Source organism: Arthrobacter sp. W4I7 (assembly GCF_030816215.1).
Taxonomy (GTDB): Bacteria; Actinomycetota; Actinomycetes; order Actinomycetales; family Micrococcaceae; genus Arthrobacter; species Arthrobacter siccitolerans_A.
Genome location: NZ_JAUSXU010000001.1, coordinates 888,861 through 913,244, shown reverse-complemented (window position 1 = coordinate 913,244; position 24,384 = coordinate 888,861). Strand labels below are relative to the sequence as shown.

Below are 24,384 nucleotides of genomic sequence, written 5' to 3'. Positions count from 1 at the left end.
AACGTCAGCAGGCACACTACTTTCCTCCCCTGTGGTGTCCGGCGCCCAGGGACAGCCCGGGTCCCCCCGGCAGGTCCAGCGCCAGATCGATGGCTTTGTCCGGGAGCTCGAACACGAGCGTGGCGTTAATGCTTTCCCCCTGTCGTGCCTTTCCAGGAGCCGGAGAAAACCAGACCGGTTTCCATTTCCCGGCGCCGAGGCCCGAGACGGTGTACTGGGACGGGTCGAAGGACAGGCCGTCCTGCGCCATGGCGGTGAGCTCCAGCAGGATGCGGACGCGATGGACCTCTTGGCCCGGCGGATCCGCGAGGGCGGCCGACGGTGTGGGCGGCATCCATCCATCCGCCTCAAGGGGTATCACCCCCTGAATCCTGGCCAGGCCGCCATCAAGGCTTCCTGAGGCCCCCAGCAGGGCGGGAGGCGTCCGCGGTGTGGCCAGCAGGATGCTGGCCACCAGGGCCCCCACAAGGGCGAGCAAAACTGCCGGAACAAGAAACTTGGTGCGCTTGAACAATGCTGTTGATGCCATACCGGCAGTTTCCCCACGGCTCCTAGGGAATCCCTAGGAGCCGGAACCCCTTCCCCCAAAATCGGGCCAAACCTGAGCAAGTCCCGCGCCTTCCTTGATCAACTGCTCTGCCGGTCTTGATGAAGGACCGGCACAGTGGTTCCTGTCCGGCCTGGACACCGGTGGGAGACGACACGGGGTCTCAGCGCCCGGCGCAAGATTTCTCCGGCTGCGCACAGAGCACTCCCAGACTGGGGCCGATGGCGGAGGCGGCGGAACAGCGTGGTGCCGCAAGAAAGCCATCGGCCCCGGCACTGCGCCGTCTCCGGACTGACAGCGCAGGGCTGGACAGGTCGTGTGCAAAAGAACAGACATTTGGCGGCGCGCGGAAAATCACCTTTCGAAACTTGAGCGAATCTTGAGGCATTCGGGTCACCGGGACTTTAGGATCAGGGCAGTGCCGGCTGGGCACGAGGCCAGCTGCCGCTCAAGCAGCCCTGACGATTACGGGGACCGATCGCTGTGTTCAAGATTGTAAAAGTTCTTACTGCTGCCCTTGCCGCGAGCGCCGGCCTCGCGCTGGCAGGGATTCAACCAGTCCAGGCAGCACCGGCAGCCCAGATTACGCTCAGCCCGGCAACAGGATCCGCCGGGTCCGCCGTTACGGTCAACGGGACCGGCTTCAAGGCCTCCGCCTCGGGGACGGTGGTGGCCGGCTCGGCGTCGTTTGCTTTTCGGACTGCAACCACTGGGGCATTCAGCACAGCCATCACCATTCCGGCCGCAGCAACCGGAAAGCTGACCGTTACGGCCAAGACCTCCTCGGTCCAGGCGTCCTCGGTATTCACTGTGACCCCGCCGGCGCCGGCGCTGCCGCCGGTCAGCACCGCCCGCCTGCGTTTCGGGGTGGCCACCGCCAACGGCCCTATGGCCGGCGCTGAGCTGGATGAGGTGGCCCTGCTGGCAGGGGAAAGCCCGTCCAGCGTGCTCTTCTACAAGGACTTCCTCCAGGCACCGCCGATCAGTGAAATGAACGCTGTACGGGCCCGGGGTGCCGTGCCCTTGGTGACGTGGGAGCCGTGGGCCTGGGGAGGCGGAGTGGACCAGCCCGCGTACGCCCTGGACAGGATCGCGGCGGGCGACTTTGATACCCGGATTATTGAGTGGGGACAGTCACTGGCCGCGTGGGGATACCCGGTGCAGCTGCGGTTCGCCCATGAGATGAACGGGAACTGGTACCCCTGGGCTGAAGGTGTGAACGGCAATATGGCCGGAGACTATGTCCGCGCGTGGCGTCACGTGCATGACGTGGTGACCGCCACTGGTGCATCAAACGTCTCCTGGGTATGGAGCCCGAACGTGCCCTATTGGGGATCCACTGACTTGGCCGGATTGTTCCCGGGCGCCGGCTACGTGGACATCGTGGGGCTCGATGGGTACAACTGGGGCACGTCCGCGTCGTGGAGCAGCTGGGTCTCACCGCAGGATCTTTTTGCTCCGGGAATCGCCGAGTTCCGGGCAATCGCCCCGGGACTGCCGATTCTTATCGCCGAAACGGCGTCAAGCGAGTCCGGCGGATCCAAGGCGGCATGGAACACGGACCTTGTGTCCTACCTGGCGGCCCAGCCGGATGTGATGGGTTTCGTCTGGTTCCATCTGCAAAAGGAAGCCGACTGGCGCATCAACAGCAGTGACACCTCGGCCGCCGCCTTTAAGTCTGCTTTGACGGCCCGCCGGGCGTCATAGCGCTTAGGATTTCTTCCATGAGGATTGCCGTTGCAGGGGGAACCGGTACAGTCGGCCGCCACGTCGTCGCCGTGGCCAGGGAGCGCGGGCACGATGTGGTGGGCATCAGCCGGGCGGAGGGCGTGGACCTGGTCAACGGCAGGGGCCTGTACCAGGCGCTACAGGGTGCCGAAACGGTGATCGACGTCTCGGGCATCCAGACCGTTTCCACCAAGAAATCCGTGGACTTCTTCACCAACGCCACGCAAAACCTCCTGGCAGCGGAGAAGCAGGCGGGTGTGAAGCACCACATTGCGCTGTCCATCGTTGGCATCGACAAAGCCAATTCGGGCCTGTACGCCGGCAAGCTGGTGCAGGAGGACGAAGTCAGGCATGGCGGCATCCCGTGGACCCTCCTCCGGTCAACGCAGTTCCACGAGTTCGTGCCAATGACCGTCAAAGCCGCGTCCGCCGGCCCGGCGGTACTTGTGCCCAAAATGTTCACCCAGCCCGTCGCGGCAAAGGAGGTGGCCATCGCCCTGGTGGATGCTGCGGAAGCCGGGCCGCGGGGACGGGTCCCGGACCTCGGCGGGCCCAGGGCCGAGCAGCTGAAAGACCTGGTCAAGGCCTACCTCGCCAAAACCGGGCAAAAGAAGCGAATCATCCCGTTGCATGTCCCCGGGCCCATCGGCAAAGCGATGCGCAAAGGCGGGCTGATCCCGGCGGCGGGTGCCGCCGTCGGACGCCAGACGTTCCTCGAGTGGCTGGAAGCCGGCGGCGCTGCCTAGCCGTTCAGCCGGGACAAGTACCGGACTGTCCGCGACTGAAAAATGCGAGTACTCACTACTCGTGCCCCCGCCTCGGCCCTCCCGTTAGATTCGAGGTGCAGCGCGCGGACCAGGTCCGCTCCGGCACCGTTCAAAGGGGGAACGAGAATGACAGTCCATGTGCAGGGCACCAGCAGAAGGGTGCTGAAGGCCGACGACGGAAGGCAAGGAGCGGCGGGCGTCGCCGACGAGCCGTGGTTCAAGCCGTCCGGGTTCCTGCTGGACCTGGTCACGAACGCAGACACGGATGCGGCCTCCCTGAGGCGGCTCGCGGAAGCAGCAGCCGTAGCCCTCACCCAGGCAATCGGAGTCCAGATTGACTGTGCCGTGATGCTGTCCACAGCCCAGGGGGCTCCCATCCGGGCGGCCAATAATGGGCGGGCCGCGGGCCTGGGCTACCTGGAACAGGATCTTGATGACGGCCCCATGAAGCAGGCCGCGGCGGCGGACAGCCCCATCGTGGTGGACGCCGCCGAGACAACGCTGCAATGGCAGGCCTACCGGCGCCGGTTCCTCGACGCCGGCTACGGTCAGGTGGTTGCCGTTCCCCTTCGGCTTGACCCCGGCGTCATTGCCGCCCTGGGATTCTTTGCACCGCCGGAGGTGCGGTTCGATCCCGACGCCGTCAACCATGCAACGTGGTTTGCCCGGGTTGCATCGCAGAGCCTGAAAGTGGCACTCGAGGTCCGGAGCGTCCGGTCCGCGGGGGACAACCTGAAGGCGCTGCTGGAAAGCCGGACGTCCATCGACGTTGCCTGCGGTGTGATCATGGGCCGCAACCGCTGCTCCTACGCGGACGCTTTCGGCCTGCTGGCCGGGGCTTCGAGCCAACGGAACAAGCAGGTCCGCGAAGTGGCTGAGGGATTCCTGAAGAACCTGCCAAACGGCTCCCCCGGGACACGCTTCGAGCTGTGAGCAGCGGTGCCGCGCGGGCCGCTATCAGCCCGGCTGCCACCGGTGGTTCCCGATACACTCTGTGGAAGATGCGGAGATCCACACTCTTGCGCCCCGGCCCTCCCTTTATTAGCCGGCGCTCGTATTATTCATGCATGTGGACTAAACAGCACCAGTCGTTCTGCGCGCTATGCGGCAGGAGCACCAAACATGTCACCCACTTCCAGAAGGACGACGCCGGCTCCTTGACTGCGGACGTCCGGTGCACCGAGTGCGCTGAATCGTCAGAGGCGGCGGCCTAGAATCGAGCCGCCGGCACAGTTTGTCGATTCGGGCTTCCAGTGCGCGTCGTATAAGTAAGGACCCAGACGAAGGGCCCGGACGAAAAGCAAAGGGAGTACGAAGATGGCAAAGTATCTGGTCCTGATCTTCCAGGATGAAACGGTGACTCCACAGTCGGAAGGGGAATCGATCAACCCCGCCTACCAGGAGTTTATGCAGCGGCGCGCAGGGTCCCTGCTCAATGGGGCGGCACTGCAGCCGGCCTCGACGGCCACCTCCGTCCGACGGGACGGGTCCGGCGGATTCTCGGTGACGGACGGTCCTTTCGCCGAATCGAAGGAGGTTCTGGGCGGCTACTTCCTGCTGGAAGCGGTCGACCTCGACGAGGCGCTGGAGATTGCCAAGGAAGTTCCGGCCGGCGTCGGAGTGGAGGTCCGGCCCGTGCGGATGGTCAGCTGATGCCGGCGGCCGCCAGCTCGGAGGTTGCTGCAGCGGTTGCAGATGCGCACCGCCGCGAGTGGGCTTTCGTGCTGGCGGCAACGCTGCGTGTTGCCGGTGACATCGACAAAGGCGAAGAAGCCGTCCAGGACGCCTACGCCAGTGCGCTGGCCACGTGGGGTCCGCGTGGGATCCCGAAGAACCCGGGAGCGTGGTTGACGGTCACGGCCCGGCGCCGGGCCCTGGACATGCACCGCCGGGCAGCCACGGAACAGCGGGCGCTCCCCAGGCTGTACGAGCCGGAGGAATCGCTCGCTGATGAGCAGGCCATGGCAACGGAGGACATTCCCGATGACCGGCTCCGACTGATTTTCACCTGCTGCCACCCCGCCCTTGCGCCGGACGCCCGGGTTGCCCTGACGCTGCGGCTCCTTTGCGGGCTGTCCACCGCTGACATAGCGCGGGCCTTCCTCGTGCCGGAGGCCACCATAGCCGCCCGGATTACCCGGGCGAAAAAGAAGATCGCTGCCGCCGGGATCCCCTACAGCGTGCCCGCGGCGTCCGAGCTCCACGAGCGTATCGACGGCGTGCTGTCCGTTGTCTATCTCGTGTACACCACGGGTCATACTGCCCCGTCGGGAGCGGACCTGATGCGCCGGGACCTCGCGGAGCGCGGCTTGGAGCTGGCGGGGATGCTGCGCGTCCTGCTTCCGCAGGACAGGGACGTTGCGGGGCTTCTGGCACTCGTGCTGCTCACCGACGCGCGCCGGGACGCCCGGCTGGATCGCAACCGGGAGCTCGTCCTGCTGGAGGACCAGGACCGGTCCGCCTGGGACCGGGCTGCCATCGGGGAAGGCGTGGCGCTCCTGCGCGAGGCCCTGAACTCACGGCCGCCGGGCCGCTTCGCGCTGATGGCGGCGATCGCGGCCGTCCATGATGAGAGCGGATCGTGGTCCGAGACTGACTGGCAGGAAATCCTGGGCCTCTACGACCTGCTGATGGAAACGTGGCCCTCCCCGGTGGTCCAGCTGAACCGGGCCATAGCCCTTGGTTTCGCGGTGGGGCCTGCGGAAGGCCTGGCTGAGCTGGATGCGCTGGGGGCTGAGCCCCAACTGGCCCGCTACCCGTACCTCGCCGCCGCACGCGCCGACTTCCTGGCACGGCTGGGCCGTGCCGGCGAGGCCCGGGTCGCCTTCGAGGAGGCGCTGATCCTCACGGACAACGACGCCGAGCGCAACTACCTCCGGGCGCGGCTGGCTAGACTAGCCGGCTGACCGGCTGCTAGGCAGTCCGTCCCGCGGACGCGAGTTCCGGCTCCCGTTCCCTGGCGGGCCCGGGAGAGGGACGGACGACGGCGGCGTCGAGCCTTTTGTTGGCCCAGCGGCGGACGGGAGTCTCCACCACCCGGAAGGACGCGTAGGCGAGCAGGACGGTCAGGGCTGCCGCCAGCGGCACTCTGAGCCACAGCGATGGGACGAGCGGCATCAGCAGCAGATAGACGGGCAGGTGCCAGAGGTAGAGGGCGTAGGACAGGTCGCGTCCGGGGCCGGCAAGCCAGGGGTGGCTCAGGATCCTGGCGGTGAATCCGGCAGGGGAAAGGACCAGCCAGCCGATGGAAAGTGCCGCCAGCAGCGCCAGCACGGTGGGCCCGGCTGTCCAGAAGGCGCTGAACCACAGGCCGGGAGTGTTCGGCTCCTGCAGCAGGAACACGGCCGCCAGCAGGACCAGGGCGGCCGGCGGCCCGGCCCGGCGCGCAGCACGCAGCAGGGACGTGTGGAACCGGGAACCCGGGCGGACCACCGTGAGGACGAGCGCCAGGGTGCAGCCGATCAGCAGCTCGTCGGCCCGGGTGTCGGGCCCGTTGTACAGGCGGTTCAGCGGCGCCCCGGCCCACACCAGCAGGAAGCGTTCCAGCAGGAACGCCGCAGCCAGCCCGGCGGTGATCCAGGCGACCGTCCGGACCTTCCAGAACCGCAGCAGGACCAGGAGGAGCAGCGGCCACACCAGGTAGAACTGCTCCTCGACGGCGAGCGTCCAGGTGGGGCCGAGAGTTTCACCGGCAATGGAGCCGCCGAACAATCCGAAATGCGCCAGGTTCATCACGTACCCAACAGCAGGCAGGACGAAGCCCTCCTGGCCGGCCCACTTCGACGCCGGAAACACCACGCCCACGGTGACAATCACTGCGCAGAGGCCCAGCAACGCGGGCCATAGCCGGGCGAGCCGCTTGGCGTAGAAGATGCCCAGGTGCAGGCCGCCGGTGGCGATGTACTCCTTCATGATCAGGAGGGTGATCACAAAGCCGCTGAGCGTAAAGAAGACGTCCACCCCGATGGATCCGCCGGGGGCCAGGCCGGTGGCGGCGTGAAAGAGAAAAACGAACGCCACGGCAACGGTGCGGAGCCCGTCGAGGGCGTGCTTCCGCCCGGAAATGAGCCCGGCTGGTTGCACTTCCGGACGCTCCAAAGCTGGCAAATATCCACTGCTTGACCTCAAAACCACTAAGCAAGCATATATAACGTTTCCATAACCGCGCTGGGCGAAGGCTGGATGGAAGCTCCGAATGCACAACCTTGGAAATCGCTAGGAGAGCAGGGCGCGCTGGCTGTAGGGTTCCCCCAACATCGGTCTCGTACCGTTCCAGCATGAGAGCAACCACTGAACCGCTGCACATCCCGGCTGGTACCAAATCCGGTGGAAACGCACCTTGGCCGGGCGCGCAGGACCCCGCCCGGCCCCTCCTGGACCATGCCGTGCTGGACAAGTTGCGCGCGGACCTGGATGACTATGATGAAGTCTGGCGGGTGTTCGTCAAGAACTTCGTCGCAGCTCTCCCCCTGAGGCTTGACAGGATGCGGCTGGCATTGACCACCGGGGATCTCCCCGGGGCCATCGATGCGCTCCTCAGTATCAAGACCGCGAGCCAGCAGGTGGGCGCGGAGCGGCTCGCCGCCCTCGCCCTGGTTCTTGAGCTGGCCGTGCGTGAGGGTACCCGGGACCGTGATCCGTCCGGGGTCCTCCCCTGGCTGGCCGCCGACCACCTGCCGCGGCTGAGGCACTGTGCCGGACAGACGTCCTACATCCTCGAGGCACACCTCAAGAAGGCCCTGCAACCGACGCCCGCGTTGACCGCGCACCCCGTTCCCTGAAAGCTGTCCCCTGAAGACCGGCCCGTGAAGCTGGCCCGCGAAAGGCACCGTCCATGAAGAATGCACGCACCCGCACCCCCGTGAGGACGGCGGCGTCCCTCGGTGCGGCGGCCGGACTCATGCTGCTCGGCGCGGGCGCCTCGTCCGCGCACGTCAGTGTTGACCCGTCGTCGCCCTCTGCCGGCGGCTTCTCTCAATTGACCTTCAAGGTTCCCAACGAGTCGGGCACGGCCAAGACCACCAGGATTGCGGTCGCGCTTCCCACCGGAACACCGTTCACCTCGGTCTCCGTCAAACCCATGGACGGGTGGACGGCGGAAGTCACCGAAGCCGCCCTGCCTTCGCCCGTGACCATCGAAGGGGCCGCCATTACCAAAGCGGCCTCGGCCGTCACGTGGACAGCGGACGAGGCCTACCAGCTGGGACAGCACGAATACCAGACCTTTTCGATCTCCGTAGGCCGGCTCCCGGCTGCCGGCACCACCGTGGCCCTGCCTGCAACCCAGTGGTATTCAGACGGAGCGGTGGTGGACTGGAACGAGCAGGCAGCGCCCGGCCAGGCGGAGCCCAAGCACCCGGCCCCCTCCTTCGTCACAACAGCGGCTGAAGAGGCCGCGGGGACCCCGGCGGATACGGCATCCGTAGCCGCAACCACGCCGGTCACGGCCGCCTTGGACAACACCCTTGGCATCGCCGGCCTGGGCGCCGGACTTCTGGGTCTGGCCCTGGGAACGGCCGCGTTCGTCCGGACAGCCGGTACCCCGAAGAGGTGACTAGCGCGCCACAGCCGGAGACTCGTCGTCGGCCGTGATGAGGATGTTGCCCTCGCTGATGGACTCGGAAAGCACGTCGTGCTCCACGGCGGTGGCCAGCGGCTTCTCCTTGACGAAGAGCAGCACGACGGCGGCAATCACCGCCAGCGGGACCATCCAGATGAAGATGGGGGTCAGGGCGTCGTTGTAGGAGGAGACGATCAGGTCCTTGATCTCCGCCGGCAGCTTGCTGACAAGCGCAGGCGTGAGGGAGTTGGATCCCCCGGGTGCGTTGCCGCCGGATGCTGCCGCGGGCATGCGCTCCGTGAGCAGCTCGGCGAGGCGGCTGGCGAACAGGCTTCCCACCACGGCTGAACCGAGGGTGGCGCCGATCTGGCGGAAGAAGTTGTTGGACGCCGTCGCCGTGCCTACTTCCCGCAGCGCGAAGGAGTTCTGGACCACCAGCACCAGGATCTGCATGCTCAGGCCAAGTCCGAGGCCCATTACGGCCAGGTAGGCGCAGATTTCCCAGAGCGGCTGGCCGGGCTTGAGGGTGGAGAGCAGCACCAGGGCCACCGCCACCAGCAGCGAGCCGGCAATGGGCATCCACTTGTAGCGGCCCGTCTTGCTGACCAGCTGGCCGGAGCCAACGGAGGCCACCAGGAGGGCGCCCATCATGGGGATCATCAGCAGGCCGGATTCGGTGGCGTTCACGCTGAAGGCCATCTGCAGGTAGGTGGGGAGGTAGCCGATGGCGCCGAACATGGCCACGCCGATCAGCAGGCCGGCGAAGGTGGACAGGTTGAAGTTCAGGTCCTTGAACAGGTGCAGCGGGATGATGGGCTCGGCGGTGCGGCGCTCCACCAGGACGAAGGCCACGGCGCTGAGGACGGTGCCGGCGATCAGGGAAATGATGACCGGATCGGACCATTCGTATTTGCTGCCGCCCCAGGTTGCGAAGAGCACCAGGCAGGTGGTGGCGATGGCCATCAGCACCATGCCGCCCAGGTCCAGCTTGGGCTTGCCGGCGTGCTTGGGCAGTTTGAGGAAGAACGCGGCGCCCGCGAGGGCCAGCAGGCCCAGGGGGATGTTGATCCAGAAGACCCAGCGCCAGCCGGGACCTTCCGTGAACCAGCCGCCCAGCAGCGGGCCGGCCACGGAGGCGATGGCGAACACGCCGCCCATCATGCCCATATATTTGCCGCGTTCCCGGGGCGGGACCACGTCAGCGATGACTGCCTGCGAGAGGATCATCAGCCCTCCGCCGCCGAGGCCCTGGATGACGCGGGCGGTGATCAGCACGCCCATGTCGTTGGCGAGCGCGCCCACCACAGAGCCGACCATAAACAGGAGGATGGCCGCGATCAGGAGGGACTTGCGTCCCATCAGGTCACCGAGTTTGCCGTAAATGGGCATGCTGATGGTGGAGGTGAGGATGAATGCGGTGATCACCCAGAGCATGTCGCTGACGCCGTGGAGTTCGCCCACGATGGTGGGCAGCGCGGTGCTGAGCACAGTCTGGTTCAGGGCGGAGAGGAGCATGGAGAGCATGAGGCCCACAAAAAGGAGCACCATGTGCTGTTTCTGAGGGGCCTGCGCCGTTCCGGGTGGAGTGGCCGTGGTCATGAGAGTTTCCTTTGCAAGTGGTGAAAGAGCGCCAGCGCGGGCGCGAGGTCTTGGGGGGTGAGGCCTGTGGCGGGGTCGAAATCAGTGGATTTTGCCCGGAACTTGGCGGGCACCGCCGCGAGCATCACGGTCATCCGCGCGGTTTCTTCGGCGCTGAAGCCTTCAGCACCGTCGGCCCAGTCCGGATCCTGGGCGAAGTGCTCGGCCACGGCCTGGCATACCAGGGCTTCGGCCTTGGCCATGTATTCCATCTGCCGCGCGAACAGGTGCGGGTGCCGCTTCAGGATGAGCCGCCGCCGGGAGTTGTCCGTGTTGCGGATGGAGGAAAGGGCGACGGCGACAAGCAGCAGGGTGACCTGCTCCAGCAAGTCTTCAGCCCCGCTGAGCTTCGCCGCCTCAGCAGCGTCAAGGACCGGCTCGTGGAGGCCGAGCACAGCGTCCTCCTTTGCAGGGAAATAGTTGAAGAACGTCCGGGGCGAGACCCCTGCGCTCTCCGCAATGGCCTCCACCGTGGCGTGTTCCAGGCCGCGCTCCTGCGCCAGGGAGGCCGCGGCCTCGTGGATGGCAGTCCACGTTTCGACCTTTTTGCGCTCACGAAGCGTAGGGGAAGGGGTGGGGGGCATGTTCCTATTTTTGCATGACTGCAAACATTGCACAACTGCAGGTTTGTCGCACCGGGGCAAAGGGAAGGCCCCTCCTAGGAGGGGCCTTCAACGTAGTGGTCAATTGTCTTGTGATGTAGGTCAGCGGTGATGCACTCCCCCTTCCCGGACGCCCCCTAGCGCCCATCCGGACTATGACAAGAACTGACTTTAGTGACGTGGCAAGGGCTAGTAAAGGGGTTGTGCTAAAGAAATTTGACCCATTTTGGACCCTCCCGGGACTCCTGCATGTTTCCGGGGATTTACTTCAGTGAAACAGCAGCGGCCGTATTATTCAGGGATGTGGACTAAACAGCATCAGGCTCTATGCGGCACGTGCGGCACGAACACCAACCACGTCACGCACTATCACAAGGACGACGCCGGCGGCGCGCTGATTGCCGAAGTCCGGTGTGCGGAACATCGGGGCGTTCCCGTCATCGGCGAGGCATCCTCGCCTGCCTGGATGGAGGCTGCGGAGCCGGCGGCCTGACCTGCAGCCGGTGTCGCTTGTCCCGCAACTCCTGCCCTCACGCCGTTACCCTGGCGTCCCTGGAATGGTTCCTCTATTGCGTCAAGCTGGCCCAGGTCTCCAGGAACTTCTCAGCAAGGTAAGCATGCCCGGCGGTGTTGGGGTGCGCGCCGTCGGAGTCGAACTCTTGACTGTTGGCACTCGTGAACCAGCCCGCCTCGACGGCGTCAACATACGGAGCGCTGGCAGCCGCGGCACCAGCCCGGACGGCGCTGTTCACGCCGCGCAGTTCCTCCGCGAGGGGCTGCGGCGCCGACGGCCCAAGCACCACAACCTGCATGCCCGGCCAGAACCTGCGGGCTGCCTCAATAGTCTGTGAAGTGGCAGCGGTAACTTCTTCCGGGTTGGCGATCCGTGCGTCGTTCTGTCCGCCTTGAAGAATGAGGACGTTGGGCACGAAGGCGGGGTTGGCGGCGATGTCCCGCAACCGGACTTCGTACTCACCACCCAGCTCGTCCTGCGACCCGCCGCCCCATGCGAATCCGGTTCCGGGTACGCCGTCGATGTCGGTGGGGTACCCGAGTTGCCTGGCAAGGAGGTACGCCCAGCCCTGGTCCGGCTGCGCTGCACCATAGCCGGCAGTGTACGAATCACCAAGAATGAGCAGAACGGGCTGGGCGGGCAGCTCTATGCCCAACTGTTGGGCAGTTGCAGTTGCAGAAGCCGTGGGTGTGGGGTTCAGGGAGGCAGTAGCCGTGGCCGTAGCCCTGGCTGTCGTCCGGCTTGCCGGTGCAGGATTGACAGCTTGGCCGGCGCCGCCGGGATTCAACAGGGCAACTGCTGCTACTCCGACGGCGACCACTGCCAGCAGGAAAAGCGCGCCGTATTTGACCCATTCCTGCTTCCCGATGCTGGGGCGCCCGCCGTTCCTCGTCACCGGCACATCATACCGGCGGCCCTGGTATCAGCAATAAGTTCCCGTCCTCCATCCGTCATCGCGGATGGAGAACGGCCCGCCGCTATTCCTTTGCCCAGATGGCTACCCAGTCAAGCTCAACATGGCCGCTGGTTTCGGGCAGCGGACAGATCGGCGAGCAGGATTCGGTCTGCAGGATGTAGTGCATGGGCTTGGCCGGCGTGTATTTTGTGGAAATACCGATGGATTTCCCATCCAGGAAAAATTCGATGCCGTCGGGCCTCCACTCGGTGGTGGCTGTGTGCCAGGCGCCAAAGGGAACGTTGGGACGAAAGACGTCGTCCGTGTGGATGCCGCCCTCGATTCCATGCACTGCAGCGTAGATGACTCTCGACAGGTCTCCCTCTGGAAAATCGATCTCCCCGTCCAGAGGCCACTGCTTGCTGTCGGGCCACAGCAGCCACGCCAGTTTGAATCCTGCCAGGGCATCGGCTTTGAAGCGTACAGAGTAGCGCCCGTACGTCAGGCTGTTCCAGGGCCGTTGAACGGCACCACCAAAAATGGGAGACGGTGCTGCGCCCATGGCTACGCCGTTCTCACTGTGCAGGAACATGTCCAGGACGCCATCATGAACACTCAGGACTTTTGACGGGTAATACCCGGACTTTCTCTCGCCCTTTGGAACCTGTTGTGCAGCGGTATCCGGTGTGCCATCGAAGTAATTCGCGCTCCATCGTGCGCCGTAGGCGGGGCCGGGGAAACCTCCGATGGGGACATCTCCCGCGGTGAAGTCCTCTGTGAAGACCTGCCGCCAGCCAGGCAGGTCGCCCACCGGCAGTGCCTCGGAAACAGGAGCAGCCGGTACGGCCTCGATGGCAGGGGCGGCGGGCACAGCCTCTGGCGCGGGAGCGGCCGGCAGGGCCTCCAGGGTGGGAGCCGCTGACGTGGCCTCCGAAGAGGGAGCTGCCGGCAAGGCTTCGGCGGTGGGCACCGTAGTTGGCTGTGCAGAACTGGGAACCGGGTTCGTTGGATCCCGGCCTTCCGCTTGAACACTTGGGTCCGGCGCTGATACTGCGGCAACGCCGATCATGGCGAATGCGAGGGCGGACAAAACGACCATCACGACGAGGAGGCGGGTCCGCCGGCGGTGCTGAATGTTCTCCAAAGGTGTCACTCCATCCAAGAGGAGTTACTGCATTTTACCGCGGAGGTCCAACAACCCGGGTAGGGAGCTAAGGTGTCCTGCACATTGTCCTCCCATGCATGGTCCGGCAGGGACCTCGAGCAAGAACGGTGTGCGGCGCCCGCATCCCCCTATTTGCTACACCCTATGAGGGACGCAGCAGCTGGTCATGAGTACAAGGTACTCATGTTTCGGTGTCCTACCTTCGTGCGACTACTTGCGGTACCTGCTTTGAACCTGCCTGGGGAGGCCCGTCATCAAGTTACGGAGCGCCGGCAGCTGCGGCACCCGCTTAGAACCGCACTGGCGACTATCGTCGTATATCTGGGGGTCAGATGGCGGCCGGGCACCCTCCATCCCGGCCAGCTCAGCTCAGCCAAGCTCGCGCGAGTCCCCTTCGTTATGGCCGGCCCTCAGGTCCTTTACAGACTCAACGTTGATAGCATTCCGAGAGCTGCACATAGCGCAGCTGCCCACGAACTGATGAGGGCAAGCTGACTCTTGGCCCTCTGCATCCGGCAGAGTTACATGCATGATCTTCCCTAGCGCGTGCAGACGTAGACCACTATGTCTACGCAATCAATAAAATGACGCCGATTACGGCGAAAAGGGCAGCCCTCGTTTGGCCTCTATGGCCAGTTTGCGGCGGCCGTGCTAGCTGGCAGCACCCTGTGCTGTCGTACGATTTTAGACAGCGCCAGCCTCTGGCACCAGCTAATGCGGTACTCGTCTTTGCATACTCGCATACTTGGCTCCAGCGTCGCTTTTAGCTGGACAAACATAAGCCCCCTTCCAGGTGTACTGACCTGAGAAGTCGGTTATTCGGCTGGCTGTTGCTTGGCCGCTGAGGGTTCCGAGCAAAAACCTGATGCCGTAGTTGGTGGGGCCTCCGGTCCACTACAAGCAGTTCAGAAGAGCGGCGCCTGCGAGCTAGTGCTCCCGGCGGGTCTCCTGGAGCCGCTTGATGAACCAGCGCGACTGTTCCGGCCCGTAGGGCAGCACCGGGATGGCCTTGGTTGCATCACTTGGTGCTTCGCGGATGGAACGCTGTGCCTGGCGTACCGCCGTGGTCATGGTGTTCGCCATGGTACTGACGAACTGGTCACTGCACGGCCTCCCGTGTCCGGGGATCAGGAACTCGTAGCGGTGGCGCAGCGCTGAGATGTGCCGGAGCGCGTCCGCCCATTCCTGCGGGTACGAGTCTTCGAAGGACGGGTGGGCGCCCTGCTCCACGAGGTCACCCACGTAAAGAGTGGTGAGGGTGCCCACCAGCAGGTCACCGTCCGTGTGGCCGCGGCCCAGGTAAAACAGGGTGGCAGTCAGCCCGCCCAGGTCCACCAGCACGGGCTGGTCCTTCACGATGGCGTTGGGGACCACAAGCTCCACGTTCTGGCCTTCGCCGGTGGACATCTCCGGTTCCAGCGTCCCGACAAACCGGCGCTGGAGGTCCCCGCGTTCATCGATCTCGGTGGCGCAGTTCTGGTGCGCCCAGAATTCGGTGACACCGGCTTCCGCGAACACGGCGTTTCCGAAAAAGTGGTCGTAATGGGCGTGGGTGTTGACCACGACGAGCGGGAGCTGGGTCTTCTCCCGCACCGCGTCCAGGATCTCCCGCCCCTGCCGCGGGCCGCAGCCTGTATCGATTACCATGGCCCGCTCGGATCCTACTATCAGTCCGGTGTTCAGCAGCGATCCTTCGGTGACAAGCACATGGTTGTTCGCGCCGACTTCGAGCCATTCCGACATTGTTTCTCCGTACCTCCGGCAAATCAGTGTTCGTTCGTCTAGGCGTCGATTGTACCCACCGGCCCTTGGCGTTCCCGGGAGGCAGCTGTCCGAGCAGGTGAATCGGTTCCCAAATTAGAGTACAAACTACTGATGCCATGAGGGTGCGGGCCGTGGTGGGCTTATTTGACCAGGAGCACGGGTAGACCGAACTGCCGTCTCGTCTCGGTACCACTTCAACCTCTCATAGGAGGACACCGTGGATAGCACCGCCAAGGTCGTGCCAGGCCGCCAAAACGAGCTGGACAGGCACGCAAAGTATTCCTGCAGCATGCGCCCGGTTGAGGCCGCGTGAATACCGGCCCCGCGACCCGGCTGTCGTCCGACCGGGTCCTCCGCGTCGTTGACGACGCGAAGTGGGACACCCACCTCGCAAGCCTGGAAGCCACAGACACGTACAGCTGCGCCGCGTACCACCGGGCTTCAGCCCTGCTCGAGCCCGAGGGCACCCGGCCGGTCCTGCTGGCTTTTGGCGACGAAGGCGGTGACTTGGCGCTTCCCTTACTGCTGCGTCCCCTCCCTGACGGCGAGGGCTGGGACGCCACCAGCGCGTATGGCTATGGGGGTCCGATCGGCCACGGAAGCCCGGACCTAAACGCTTTCGGCGCGGCGCTCAACGCCTGGGCGACCGAACACGGGGTAGTCTGTACTTTCCTAAGGCTGAACCCGCTGCTCCACAACGATTGGCTCGTGCCGCCCACGGCCCAGGTGATCGACGCCGGATCAACCGTGGGATGGGATTTGTCCCCCGGGAGGGACCTGCGGCAACGGCTTCAACCCGCGCGGCGTGGGGCGGTACGAAGGGCGGAACGTGCGGGCGTCACAGTATCGGTGACGTACCGGCCGTCCAACCTTGAGCATTTCCGGGCGTTATACGACGCCACGATGCAGCGCCAGCAGGCAACGGACTTCTACTTCTTCCCGGACACCTACTGGCAGGCGTTGGTCAGCGACGACCCACTACTGGTACCGCTGTTGATTGAGGCCCGGCTGGGGGACCGGGTGATTCATGCGCTGCTGTGCTTCGTGTCGGACCGCTGGCTGCACTTCCACCTCGGCGGTGGGGACGAGTTGTCACGAGAGGTAAACGGGTCAGTCGCCTGTTTCGTGGCGGCCGCGGAATGGGGGCAAGCACGCGGCCTGACCTGCTTTCACCTTGGCGGTGGCCTCGGCGGCAGCAAAACGTCGTCGCTCTACGCCTTCAAGCAGCGCTTCGATCCGGACAGCACGCCGCTCAAGTTTCAGGTCGCCAAGTTAGTCCACGACCGGGACCGGTACCGACAGCTCGCCGGCTCAGACGACATAGACGGGTTCTTCCCTGCATGGCGGCGGCCCCGATGAACAACAGGTCGCTCCTTGGTGCCACCGGATGGAGACGGCTGTTAAGGCCTCTCGACCGTTAGCTACATGCGAGTGCGCCAACCGCAACGCCCTCGGCGTCCCGATGCTAGCCTCTCTTCGACTGCGGCACGTCCTGGTTTCGATGCCGATGTCGTCCGCAACCTTGCGAGACTGGAGTGGAAGGGCACACGGGCCCACCTCGACGCCAATTCAGTGTCGGAAGCCGAACTGATCCTGGAACCTGGCCCCTACGGACCGTAACGGAAGCGTGAATTGGAGCTGCTCGCACGCCTGCGCGAGTCAGAGCGCCTAGGAGACCATTACGTCAGGTGCCGCCGCGCCAAGGCCATCGACAAGGCTGGTCTTATCCCATAATCTTGCCGCACTCTGGAAGCCGCCGGAAGAGCGGAAACGATCTCGAAGAATTGGGTATGAAAGCAATTAAAAATTAGAATCGACACGTTTGACTGCCCCACACAGAATCCGGTGCACGGCGTCGAGGCCAGCCTTCGTGGACAGATGAGCATCGTAATATTTTCGCGCTGCCTGCGCCATGATTTCCCGCTCATGACGACCAGCAGCGACTGCTTGGCTGCAAACCGCCGCTAAGTCTTGAGGGCTCTCTGGCGCGCTTACCCAGCCAAAACGGCCTTCCAGGCACATAACGGCCACATCGCCAAGTACTGTTGTAATGATGGGGACACCGGCCGCTAATGATTCTCCGACTTTTGAGGGGACGGTCCCTCTAAAAACGGTTCGATCTAATAATGTCACAAGCTGAAAATCAGCTGCGGCGTAAACGGGCCCCATTTCCGTGGAAGGAATCCTACCAAGAAACTTCACGTTCACTACGGATAGAGAAGCGGCTAAATTTTTCACCTCGTCTAAGGACGCACCGTCGCCAATGATCGCAAAATCTATGCCGGATTCGCGGCCCAAAGCCGCAGCGGCGCGGACGATGGTTTGAACGTCTTGCATTCTGCCGACATTACCCGCGTAAACTATCAGCCATCGGTCCGGCGAAGATAGCTGGTTGCGGAAGGCGGCAACCTTGGCCGGGTCTGCCGCAGGGCGCTCAGCGGCCCAGTTATACACCACCGAAACAGCGCCGTCTGGAGCGCCTCGACGTTGGAGTGCGGAAGCCATTGAAGGTGCGATCGCCACAATGTGGGAGGCGTTCCTGTAAACGAACTTCAGTAAGACGCCGAGTACTAAATTCACGGGCTTGCGAAGGAAGACTGGCTTGATCATCTCAGAATCAAGCACCGACTCCGGCCAGAGATCCTGAATGTGCAGAACGTACGGAATCCGATACACAAACCGCAAGTACAGCAAACTCAGGCAAACGCTCATCGGAGTTGCATAAACATATATGACCTGGCGGTCACGAAGCCACGTCGAATGAAGCAAGGCCATGGCGGCGAAGCTCAGGAATGAAGCCATTCTGTGTAGCCCGCTAGTATCGTGACTTACATATTGCGGGACGCGCAGAACTCGAAAGTGGAGCTCGCCACTCAATTGCTTCCAGGTCTGGCGATATCCTGAATATATTTTCCCAGCGGGATAGTTCGGAAATCCCGTGAGTACTTTTACGTCATGCCCCGTGCCACCCATGTACTCCGCCAGCGACGTTGGGATGTGGACTGGCTCAGGCTGGAACCATTGCGTCAAAATGCCGATTCTCATCGTGACATCCTCAATTCAGCCGGTCTGATGGGTGCTTGCTCTGTCAGTACCGCCCGAATCATCGGTGCCGAAGTCATCATTGGCCTCAGGAGCCAAACTCTCGACCACCCCTTCTGCCCTAAGAACTTTGAAGGCCGTTGCAATCAAGATTCTGAGGTCCAGCAGCGGGCTGACATTGCGAACATATTCCAAGTCCTTCTCTATGCGGAGACTCCACGGCGCTTCAGCCCTATAGACCACCTGCGCTAATCCGGTCAGCCCTTGGGGTACGAGAACTCGTTGGACCTGGTGCGGCGAATAGCGCGCATAGTGCTCCGGTAGCGCAGGACGCGGCCCTACGAAGCTCATGTCCCCACGAACTATGTTTACCAGTTGTGGAAGCTCATCCAGACTGTATAGGCGTAGTTTCTCACCGAGTGGTGGAACGAGATTGAGTCCAGCAGGAATGTTGCCACCACCTATCTCTTCTGCATTCGGTATCAGGGTGCGGAATTTGATAATCCAGAAGACTTTGCCGGACTGGCCTATTCGTTGCTGCCGGAACAAAATAGGACGTCCCATGCGAAGTACTATGGCGACTGCAATCAAGCCGCAAGACCGGCAAAAGAAGAATAAGCATCAGTGCCGCTACAAACTTGTCCACCATGGCTCGTATCACTAGATACATTTGTGCTCGCTCGTTCATTCTGCTTCCGCCAGAAATTTAGCCGGTCGAGCCGACGAGTAGTGTGGCGAGAGGTCATATGGCGAGCCGCTCTTTAGAATCAGCTGGGCATAGTTCATAAGCCGTTAGACCCGCTCGTAATAGGTGTCGGGGCGGCTAGAGTCAAAAATACCGTTTGTCCAAAACAGAGTATAAAGATCAGAATTGCCCGTGTTTGCTATACTGTGCGTCCAGAGTGTTGGCATGTCTATCGCGACTGGTTCCAAACCATTCACTGCGAAACGCAGAACGTCATGGCTGAACACGCACCGCATGGCGATTTCTGCCTCACCGGAAAGTACAACAAATCTTTCAACCTTCCTCCGGTGGAAGTGCTGGCCGCGCGTGAAGCCGGGGACGGTAGTTGAAAAGGACGTTTGTCCCTCCCCACCCTGTGAGCGGCACGCTTCGAAGAAACTGCCCCTGGCGTCCGTGCGCCTGTCCAAAGTAAATGGCAGCCTCCGTGCCTGCTGCAATCGAAAAGAGCGATAGGTATTAAAAAGCGCCAAGTCGAAACTCGAGTCCAGTGCCGGAATATCTCCTTTACGATATCCACATGCAATCTCTTGAAGCTGGGCTAGAACGGCTGAGACCGTCCGCGAAACCGTCAAAGAACCCATATCCGCCAGGGGGACGATTCCAAGGAGGATATCAGCGGCATCCTGTGCATGCAGAAGAACCAGGTCCTTGTCATCCAGTATCTCGGGCCTTTCTTCCGCGTTAAGCAAATGGCAGAAGGTTGCCACCACGGAGTTATAGAAGGGCTGGCCGTGCTCGCCGAATAGGTTGGGGAGTAAAACGTTGATGAAGCGCGCACCGATGGATTCAGCGGCGGCCTGTAAGACGTCCGCTGCTTCCGCCTTTGACTGCCCGTAAACAGAAGAGTTGCCAGCCTGAATCGTGTTAGCGTACACAATATGCGACGGCGGAGAGGGAATTCCGCACAAAATACTTGCCAGTTGCTTGGCGAACTCCAGGTTCCCGTCATGGACCTCTGGATCCGAACCCCGATTCACGCCAGCGAGATGGATGAGGCGATCACTCCCGCTCACCGCAGCCATAGCCCTTTGCTGACTGAATTTCGTTCCTAAGCCGACTGACGTAATGCCATGTCCCAGACTGAGGGCGGCCGCACGGGTGTGCAAGCCAAGGAAACCACCCGCTCCCGTTAGTGCGATCTTCATAGGAACGCATCGATGCGGGAGGTCTTTCCTACCAGTGCCAGTTCCCTTCGCACTTCAGGGAGGGTAAGCAGCAACTCCTCGATCTGCTCAACCGTCAGCCGCTCAACCGTATGCGAGTCGTAATCGGAATAGAAGGCTTGGGCGATGTCGCCTGAATCGAAGTACTTGCTGTAATTCAGGTCTCGTTTGTCCGCTGGCACCTTAAAGTAGTCGCCCATGTCCTGTGCACGCGTGAGCTCCTCTCGAGTAGCCAAGGCTTCCGAAAGTTTTTCGGCGTGGCGCGTACCTATAACCTCGACTTCGCTTTTCGCATGGAATAAGTTAGCAACTGCCTGAGCTAGATCGGCTATCGTTGAGGCGGGCGCCTTTTTGACAAAAAGGTCACCTTGTTTGGCATGTGTAAATGCAAACTCAACGAGACTGACTGAATCGGCAAGCGACATCAGGAATCGCGTCATTTTGGGGTTGGTAACCGTTAGCGGCTTACCAGCCTTGAGTTGGTCGATGAACAGTGGTATCACCGAGCCCCGTGAGTACATCACATTCCCATACCGCACGCAGGAAACGACAGTCCCAGCATCCGGATTATTCAATCCGTGCGACTGCGCGACTTTCTCCATCATTGCTTTGCTCATGCCCATGGCATTAACCGGGTAAACTGCCTTGTCCGTGCTTAGGCAAACAACCGACGCTATGCCGTTCTTTTTCGGCTGCACGAACAACATTCTCGCTGCCAGTTATATTTGTTCGAACAGCTTCCATAGGAAAAAACTCACAGGACGGGACCTGCTTCAAAGCAGCTGCATGGAATATGTAATCGGCCGACTTGGTAGCGCGATCAACGCTATCAAAGTCGCGCACATCGCCGACATAAAACTTCAAGCGTGAATCAGGTAGCTCATGCCGCATTGCGTCTTGTTTTGCCTCGTCACGGCTGAGGATTCGGACCTGTTCCGCCCCGGTCTCAAGCAGCTTCTTTGCAACTGTGTGGCCAAAGGAACCTGTTCCGCCAGTAATTACAATTCGTTTTCCTGCATATGGCGAGTTATCCACCGTAGGGCCTTCCGTTTCCATAGTGTGGGCATCAGTTTCGGCAAGCCAGGAATGAGCAAATCTGCCCAATAACGCGCGAAAACTCCTCCGTAGTCAAAGCAGAACCCGAGGGGAGAGCGAGACCTGTTTTGAAAAATGTCTCTGACGTACCGTCAACAAGATGCTCCGCGCCGGAGAAGACGGGTTGAAGGTGCATTGGCTTCCAGAGCGGGCGGCTCTCAATGTTCCCCGCAGCCATGTGCAGGGCCAGATCCTGGGCAGTAAACCCGGCCGATCGAGGATCCACTATCACCGAGGTCAGCCAACAATTGTCCTCGTGGTCGTCACGAGCACCGAAAATCTCCACACCTTCTACACCAGCGAAAAATTCACGATAAGCGTCACGATGGTGACGGCGCTTGGAAAGCATTTCATCCAGGCGCAAGAGCTGGGCCCGGCCCATGGCGGCCAGAAGATTGCTCATCCGGTAGTTGTAGCCAATGTCCGTGTGTTCGTAGTGAGCTACTGGCTGCCTTGCCTGGGTGGCCAGATATCGCGTGCGGGCAGCGATGGCGCCGTCTCCGGTCAAGAGCATTCCCCCGCCGGACGTTGTCATGATCTTGTTCCCGTTGAAGGACACAATGGCGGTATCGCCGAACGAGCCGGCAGCTTTGCCTTCGCGGGTGGCGCCCATTGATTCTGCGGCGTCCGCAATAACCACCATTCCGAACCGCTCGGCAATACGGTTGATTTCACTGAAATCACAGACTTTGCCCAGCATATCCACCGCCAAAATCGCTTTCGCTGGACGAGATTCAGCTGCGAGCTTCTCTGCCGCTTCCTCCAACAAAGTCGTACTGATGTTGCCTGACGCATCACTGTCAATAAAGTAGGGCTGCGCTCCCGTGTAGCAAATGGCATTGGCAGTTGCCGCGAAAGTCAGAGTTGAGGTCAGTACGATGTCGCCAGCCCCGATACCATGACTCAGCAGAGCCAAATGAAGCGCCGCTGTTCCCGACGTGAGCGCCACGCAGTAGGGGACACCTACCCGTTCCGATACTTCGACCTCGAATTCATCCACATCGGGCCCCAGGGGTGCCACCCACCCTGACCGAAGTGCATCCAGTACAAATTTCTCTTCTAAATCCCCAACGTCGGGTGATGACATGTAGATCCTGGTGCTCATTGCCGGCTCTCTAGGCTCTGGGCATCCTGAAGTCCACTTAGGGCTTGGGATTTCGCTGGGCTCCAATGGTTCGACACAAGTTCACTGGGAGACAAGGGCGGCACGCATGTGTGACTGATCTTCGGGTGGATCGGGCGTTCGTCGGCTTCCCCCGCCCCTACGAGTTCCTCGTGCAGCTTCTCCCCCTGCCGAAGTCCGGTTATGGAGATGCTGATTTGGCGGCCTGACTTCGCAATCATTCGTTGGGCCACGTCCATAATCCGGACAGGCTCCCCCATGTCCAGGATCAGCGCCTGCCCCGGGCAGCCGATAGCTCCTGCCTGTACAACCAACTGGCAGGCCTCGGGAATGGTCATGAAGTAACGGGTCACGTCCGGGTGGGTCAGCGTCAGGGGACCCCCCGCCTCAATTTGCAGCTTGAAGGTAGGCAACATCGAGCCGCGGCTGCCGATGACGTTGCCAAACCGCACAGACAAGTACGTCTTTTTTGTATCGGCGGCAAACCAGGCAGTAAGTCTTTCGCCTAGTCGCTTCGAGTAACCTAAAACGCTTGTTGGATTTGCTGCCTTGTCCGTGGAGATGTTGACAAAAGTTTCGACATTTGCGGCCCGAGCTGCACGCAGGACATTGAGCGTTCCAAGAACATTGGTCTGCCAAGCTTCGTTCGGGTATTGCTCGAGCATAGGAAGATGCTTCAACGCAGCGGCGTGGAACACCACCTCGGGCCGGCGCTTCAAGAATATGTCCTGGATTGTCTTCTCATCGCGGATATCAGCGAGGACTACTTCGTCCGTATCGAGCAATCCGTGACCGAAAATTGAAATTTGTGTTCCTTGAAGGCCTGTCTCATCGCGGTCGAGCATGATGACTTCTGCAGGTGAATATCGCATAACTTCCCTGCAGAGCTCGGATCCTATCGATCCTCCAGCACCTGTTACCAAAATGCGCTTGTTCGCAATGAAGCCGGCAATCGAGTCGAGCTCCGTGTCAACAGCGTGTCGGCCAATTAGGTCTGAAATGGACACGTCCCGCAAGTCATCAAGTCCGGTACGCCCTTCCAGAATGTCAGCGAGCAGGGGCAGGACCAAAAGTCGAAGACCGGCAGCATCCGCGTCGTCGGAAACTTGCCGCAATACCTCGGCGTCTGCTCGCGCTATCGCAAAGATCAATACTTCCGCACCCATGTCATGTGCTACTTGCGCTAGCTGAGCGCGGCCCCCCAGAACTGGGATGCTTTCCAGGCGAAAATTCCGAAGTCTGGGATCGTCGTCGATAATTCCCACAGGACGAAATGGTGAGTACCTGTCTCCGTTCATCTGCTGGATCACATGCTGTCCCAGCTGCCCTGCTCCGTATACAAGGGTTGGAGTTGCCGACGCCTGTGGGCGATGACGCCGATCTTGAAGTGTCCGATGTCCTAAGCGCGCACCGGCCATCAGGACAAAGGCCACAAACAGTCCGATCAAGGGAGAGCTGCGTGCGAAATCGTCAGATGCGGGAACCAGGAGCCTGCTAATCGTTAGAACCAAGCCGACGCTGCCAACCACCAGCAGGAGGTTTATGGCGTCGTGCCGGGAGCCATAGGGGTGAAGGTACCGGTAGAGGCCGAGGGCCCATCCGAAGAGCCCCTGCAGAGTGACAGCCAGAAACGCCGCGCTGGCCACCATTAAAGGTGAAATTCTCGAAGGGTCGAAATCCATCCGAATGAGGGTGGCGAGCGGGAGAGCAACTGCCCAGACTCCGGCGTCAACGAGGTATTCTCGCCATCGGAATATTTCCCCTGGTCTTGGTTGGAGATCTCGTCGTATCGTTTGGACAGTACTTTTGACTCGCTGTCGTGCTAATTCCACTTTGCGAGCAAGATGTGGGTGCGGAAGGCCGCCGAAATGTCCGATCATGGGCTGCTGTCGATGAGGATCGCTCGGACGGCGCTTCTTACCGTCACCCGCGCCAATAGAAATAAAGTCGCTCAATTTCTGGCAGGTCCCCACCTAAATGCAGTGACGACGAGGCCCCGTCTCCTGACGGAACTGATGATGAGACGCTACATCCGG

23 protein-coding genes are annotated in these 24,384 nt (G+C 61.9%); 9 read left to right on the top strand and 14 right to left on the bottom strand.

Annotated elements, in window-relative coordinates; genetic code table 11:
• Positions 1-16 precede the first annotated feature (16 nt).
• Positions 17-529 (bottom strand): hypothetical protein, encoded by a 513-nt coding sequence (locus tag QF047_RS04205; RefSeq protein WP_307274323.1) that lies wholly within the window; start codon positions 527-529, stop codon positions 17-19.
• Between the two features lie 501 nt (positions 530-1,030).
• Here QF047_RS04205 and QF047_RS04200 point away from each other — a divergent pair.
• The 5 genes from QF047_RS04200 (at position 1,031) to QF047_RS04180 (ending at position 5,948) form a co-directional block, all read left to right on the top strand.
• Positions 1,031-2,254 carry a glycosyl hydrolase gene (locus QF047_RS04200; RefSeq protein ID WP_307274321.1) on the top strand — a complete coding sequence of 408 codons (1,224 nt, stop codon included), beginning with the start codon at positions 1,031-1,033 and terminating at the stop codon, positions 2,252-2,254.
• A gap of 17 nt (positions 2,255-2,271) precedes the next feature.
• Positions 2,272-3,021 carry an SDR family oxidoreductase gene (locus QF047_RS04195; protein ID WP_307274319.1) on the top strand — a complete coding sequence of 250 codons (750 nt, stop codon included), beginning with the start codon at positions 2,272-2,274 and terminating at the stop codon, positions 3,019-3,021.
• 147 nt (positions 3,022-3,168) lie between these two features.
• On the top strand, positions 3,169-3,975 hold the full coding sequence (locus QF047_RS04190; protein WP_307274316.1) for a GAF and ANTAR domain-containing protein: 807 nt from the start codon (positions 3,169-3,171) through the stop codon (positions 3,973-3,975).
• A gap of 384 nt (positions 3,976-4,359) precedes the next feature.
• The gene (locus tag QF047_RS04185) at positions 4,360-4,695 is read left to right on the top strand and encodes a YciI family protein (protein WP_307274314.1); all 336 of its coding nucleotides are present in this window, start codon (positions 4,360-4,362) and stop codon (positions 4,693-4,695) included.
• Positions 4,695-5,948, top strand: a complete 1,254-nt coding sequence (locus tag QF047_RS04180; protein WP_307274311.1) for an RNA polymerase sigma factor — start codon at positions 4,695-4,697, stop codon at positions 5,946-5,948. Before QF047_RS04185 ends, QF047_RS04180 begins: the two co-directional genes overlap by 1 nt.
• Before the next feature lie 7 nt (positions 5,949-5,955).
• Here the strand turns inward: QF047_RS04180 and QF047_RS04175 are convergent, their stop codons facing one another.
• The gene (locus QF047_RS04175) at positions 5,956-7,125 is read right to left on the bottom strand and encodes an acyltransferase (protein ID WP_307274309.1); all 1,170 of its coding nucleotides are present in this window, start codon (positions 7,123-7,125) and stop codon (positions 5,956-5,958) included.
• A 194-nt stretch (positions 7,126-7,319) separates the two neighbouring features.
• Here QF047_RS04175 and QF047_RS04170 point away from each other — a divergent pair, with 194 nt between their 5' ends.
• Together QF047_RS04170 and QF047_RS04165 are read left to right on the top strand one after the other, a co-directional pair.
• A complete protein-coding gene (locus QF047_RS04170; protein ID WP_307274307.1) occupies positions 7,320-7,823 on the top strand; it encodes an Hpt domain-containing protein in 504 nt (167 codons plus the stop codon).
• Positions 7,824-7,876: 53 nt separating this feature from the next.
• A complete protein-coding gene (locus tag QF047_RS04165; RefSeq protein WP_307274305.1) occupies positions 7,877-8,596 on the top strand; it encodes a YcnI family protein in 720 nt (239 codons plus the stop codon).
• Here the strand turns inward: QF047_RS04165 and QF047_RS04160 are convergent, their stop codons facing one another.
• Together QF047_RS04160 and QF047_RS04155 are read right to left on the bottom strand one after the other, a co-directional pair.
• Complete coding sequence (locus QF047_RS04160) at positions 8,597-10,201, bottom strand: MDR family MFS transporter (RefSeq protein WP_307274303.1); 1,605 nt, start codon at positions 10,199-10,201, stop codon at positions 8,597-8,599. It abuts the gene before it with no gap.
• On the bottom strand, positions 10,198-10,824 hold the full coding sequence (locus QF047_RS04155) for a TetR family transcriptional regulator (protein ID WP_307274301.1): 627 nt from the start codon (positions 10,822-10,824) through the stop codon (positions 10,198-10,200). The genes QF047_RS04160 and QF047_RS04155 overlap by 4 nt, the downstream gene beginning before the upstream one ends.
• 319 nt (positions 10,825-11,143) lie before the next feature.
• Here QF047_RS04155 and QF047_RS04150 point away from each other — a divergent pair, with 319 nt between their 5' ends.
• Entirely contained in the window at positions 11,144-11,335 is a 192-nt protein-coding gene (locus QF047_RS04150) for a hypothetical protein (RefSeq protein WP_307274299.1), read from the top strand.
• Between the two features lie 73 nt (positions 11,336-11,408).
• Here the strand turns inward: QF047_RS04150 and QF047_RS04145 are convergent, their stop codons facing one another.
• The 3 genes from QF047_RS04145 to QF047_RS04135 all read right to left on the bottom strand — a co-directional run bounded on the left by QF047_RS04145 (position 11,409) and on the right by QF047_RS04135 (position 15,159).
• Complete coding sequence (locus QF047_RS04145) at positions 11,409-12,251, bottom strand: SGNH/GDSL hydrolase family protein (RefSeq protein ID WP_307274298.1); 843 nt, start codon at positions 12,249-12,251, stop codon at positions 11,409-11,411.
• Positions 12,252-12,333: 82 nt separating this feature from the next.
• The gene (locus QF047_RS04140; protein ID WP_307274296.1) at positions 12,334-13,395 is read right to left on the bottom strand and encodes a family 16 glycosylhydrolase; all 1,062 of its coding nucleotides are present in this window, start codon (positions 13,393-13,395) and stop codon (positions 12,334-12,336) included.
• A 948-nt stretch (positions 13,396-14,343) separates the two neighbouring features.
• The gene (locus QF047_RS04135; RefSeq protein ID WP_307274295.1) at positions 14,344-15,159 is read right to left on the bottom strand and encodes an MBL fold metallo-hydrolase; all 816 of its coding nucleotides are present in this window, start codon (positions 15,157-15,159) and stop codon (positions 14,344-14,346) included.
• 330 nt (positions 15,160-15,489) lie between these two features.
• Here QF047_RS04135 and QF047_RS04130 point away from each other — a divergent pair, with 330 nt between their 5' ends.
• The gene (locus QF047_RS04130) at positions 15,490-16,539 is read left to right on the top strand and encodes a GNAT family N-acetyltransferase (protein ID WP_307274293.1); all 1,050 of its coding nucleotides are present in this window, start codon (positions 15,490-15,492) and stop codon (positions 16,537-16,539) included.
• 441 nt (positions 16,540-16,980) lie between these two features.
• Here QF047_RS04130 and QF047_RS04125 read toward each other — a convergent pair whose 3' ends face one another.
• From QF047_RS04125 to QF047_RS04095, 7 genes are all read right to left on the bottom strand, one after another.
• Positions 16,981-18,225, bottom strand: coding sequence for a glycosyltransferase family 4 protein (locus QF047_RS04125; protein ID WP_307274291.1), 1,245 nt, complete (start codon positions 18,223-18,225; stop codon positions 16,981-16,983).
• Positions 18,226-18,240: 15 nt separating this feature from the next.
• On the bottom strand, positions 18,241-18,813 hold the full coding sequence (locus QF047_RS04120; protein WP_307274289.1) for a sugar transferase: 573 nt from the start codon (positions 18,811-18,813) through the stop codon (positions 18,241-18,243).
• A gap of 201 nt (positions 18,814-19,014) precedes the next feature.
• A complete protein-coding gene (locus QF047_RS04115; RefSeq protein ID WP_307274287.1) occupies positions 19,015-20,112 on the bottom strand; it encodes an NAD-dependent epimerase/dehydratase family protein in 1,098 nt (365 codons plus the stop codon).
• Positions 20,109-20,837, bottom strand: a complete 729-nt coding sequence (locus tag QF047_RS04110) for a polysaccharide biosynthesis protein (protein WP_307274285.1) — start codon at positions 20,835-20,837, stop codon at positions 20,109-20,111. Before QF047_RS04110 ends, QF047_RS04115 begins: the two co-directional genes overlap by 4 nt.
• The gene (locus QF047_RS04105; RefSeq protein ID WP_307274283.1) at positions 20,758-21,165 is read right to left on the bottom strand and encodes an SDR family NAD(P)-dependent oxidoreductase; all 408 of its coding nucleotides are present in this window, start codon (positions 21,163-21,165) and stop codon (positions 20,758-20,760) included. Before QF047_RS04105 ends, QF047_RS04110 begins: the two co-directional genes overlap by 80 nt.
• A 31-nt stretch (positions 21,166-21,196) precedes the next feature.
• The gene (locus tag QF047_RS04100; RefSeq protein ID WP_307274280.1) at positions 21,197-22,330 is read right to left on the bottom strand and encodes a DegT/DnrJ/EryC1/StrS aminotransferase family protein; all 1,134 of its coding nucleotides are present in this window, start codon (positions 22,328-22,330) and stop codon (positions 21,197-21,199) included.
• Positions 22,327-24,030 (bottom strand): nucleoside-diphosphate sugar epimerase/dehydratase, encoded by a 1,704-nt coding sequence (locus QF047_RS04095; protein ID WP_307274278.1) that lies wholly within the window; start codon positions 24,028-24,030, stop codon positions 22,327-22,329. The genes QF047_RS04100 and QF047_RS04095 overlap by 4 nt, the downstream gene beginning before the upstream one ends.
• Positions 24,031-24,384 lie beyond the last annotated feature (354 nt).